The 1,979-nt window shown below is 65.9% G+C and carries 2 protein-coding genes and 1 pseudogene; 1 reads left to right on the top strand and 2 read right to left on the bottom strand.

What is annotated here, in order from left to right; translation table 11 throughout:
- Positions 1-376 (bottom strand): rhomboid family intramembrane serine protease (locus VA603_RS11265; RefSeq protein ID WP_323438891.1); only part of this gene is annotated, 376 nt, incomplete at its 3' end.
- Positions 377-470: 94 nt separating this feature from the next.
- Positions 471-1,427: a TerC family protein gene (locus tag VA603_RS11260; RefSeq protein ID WP_323438892.1), complete on the bottom strand. Its 957-nt coding sequence runs from the start codon at positions 1,425-1,427 to the stop codon at positions 471-473.
- Between the two features lie 281 nt (positions 1,428-1,708).
- On the opposite strand from VA603_RS11260, the pseudogene VA603_RS11255 reads away from it, so the two are divergent.
- Positions 1,709-1,979: pseudogene (locus VA603_RS11255) on the top strand (RlmI/RlmK family 23S rRNA methyltransferase); the annotation flags it as partial.

The raw sequence follows: 1,979 nt of genomic DNA, 5'->3' as shown, positions 1-1,979 counted from the left end.
GATGGCTGCCGGGCTCGCCCAGCAACCAGGCACCCAGCCCGGAACCCACCCACAGCAGCGGCAGCGCGCGCACGGTGGCCTTGGGGTAGACGCTGCCGGCCAGTGTGCCGAGGATCAGCAGGGCCACTGCATTGGCACCGAGGTGCTCGATCGAGCCATGCAGCAGCGGGGCGCCCAGCAGGCCCCACAGGCCCTTGGCTTCCAGGGGCGCCACCGACCAGGCGCGCCAGTCCCAGCCGCTGCTCTGCACGGCGAACACGGCCACCAGCAGCAGCACGAAGCCCAGGCTCAGGTTGAAGGCGCGCAGCACCCGGTTGCGGTCGCTGCGGTCATTGGCCGGCGAGGCGCCGGTGGCGGGGACGTTTGGCGTATCCATGTCATTGGGATTGCGGCGGGTCCCCGGTTTGCAAGGGGGACGGGCGTGGGAACCGCTGTGCCGCCAACGGGACAATCCCGCTGGCGGCGGTGGATCAGCCGTGCTTCTGCTTCGGCGGGATCTTCAGGCTCAGGACCATGGTGGTGACCAGGATCGCGGCGACCACGCCCAGCGACACCGGCACCGGGATCTTGTACAGGTCGATCAGCAGCATCTTGGCGCCGATGAACGCCAGGATCACCGCCAGGCCGTACGGCAGCAGGTGGAAGCGGTCGGCCATGCCGGCCAGCAGGAAGAACATCGCGCGCAGGCCCAGCACCGCGAACACGTTCGAGGTCAGCACGATGAACGGGTCGGTGGTGATGGCGAAGATGGCCGGGATCGAGTCCACCGCGAAGATCACGTCGGTGACCGCGATCAGGATCAGCACCACGAACATCGGGGTGAACCAGCGCACGCCGTCCTTCTCGGTCACCAGCCGGTTGCCGTTGTACTCGTGGCTGATGCGCAGGTGCTTGCGCATGAACTTCAGCGCCGGGTTGTCATCCAGGCTGGGTTCCTGGCCGGCGGCGAACCACATCTTCCAGCCGGTGAACAGCAGGAACGCGCCGAACACGTAGAGCAGCCAGTGGAACTGGTTCACCAGCACGGTGCCGGCGAAGATCATCACCGTACGCAGCGCGATGGCGCCGAGGATGCCGATGATCAGCACGCGCTGGCGCTGGGTCTCGGGCACCGCGAAGTAGCCCATGATCAGCAGGAACACGAAGATGTTGTCGACCGCCAGCGCCTTCTCGATCAGGTAGCCGGTCAGGAACTGCAGGCCGATCTCGTTGGCCACCGCGGTGCCGGCGGTCTCGTTCAGGTAGTACCAGAGGCCGGCATTGAAGGCCAGGGCCAACGCCACCCAGCCGATGGACCACAGCAGGGCCTCCTTGAAGGTGACCTTGTGCGGGCCGCCGTGGCGCATCAGCACCAGGTCGATCAACAGGGCGGCGATGACGACGGCGATGAAGCCGCCCCAAAGCCAAGGATTACCGATTGTCTGGATCATGGGAAATTCCGGTCGTTAAAAGGGTTCTCGGAACCACACAGGCCAAGAGCTGGACACGGAATCGGGGAGACCGGGGACAGAGCTTCGCCAATGCGGCGAAGGTCTTGCTCACAGTACCGGAGGCCGGAACTGCCGTTGCACCGGAGCCTTGCGGCTCGAACTGACGGCGACAACGTCTGGGAGCTACTCCCCTTCTGGGGCTGAATACTGCCGGCTGCGCCCCGCACAGTCAATGAGAGCACCGCGGGAGCGGCCCCCGGCGCGGCTACAATAGCGGCATGAATACCCCACTCCCCGTCGTACGCCTGAAGAACGCGTGGCGCTCCAGCCACCCGTGGATTTTCCAGAAACTGGTCGAGAAGCCGACCGTCAAGCCGAAGTCCGGCACCATCGTCGACGTGGTCGGCGTGGACGGTGAGTGGATTGGCCGGGGCTTCTACAACGGTCATTCGCGGATCGCCGTGCGCATTCTGGAAACCCATCCGGAGGTGGCGGTGGACCAGGCCTGGTTCAGCCGCAAGATCGCCGAGGCGGTGTCGCTGCGCCGTG

The organism is Stenotrophomonas capsici (assembly GCF_034961085.1).
GTDB lineage: Bacteria > Pseudomonadota > Gammaproteobacteria > Xanthomonadales > Xanthomonadaceae > Stenotrophomonas > Stenotrophomonas capsici.
This window is presented reverse-complemented; position numbering and strand designations above follow the sequence as displayed.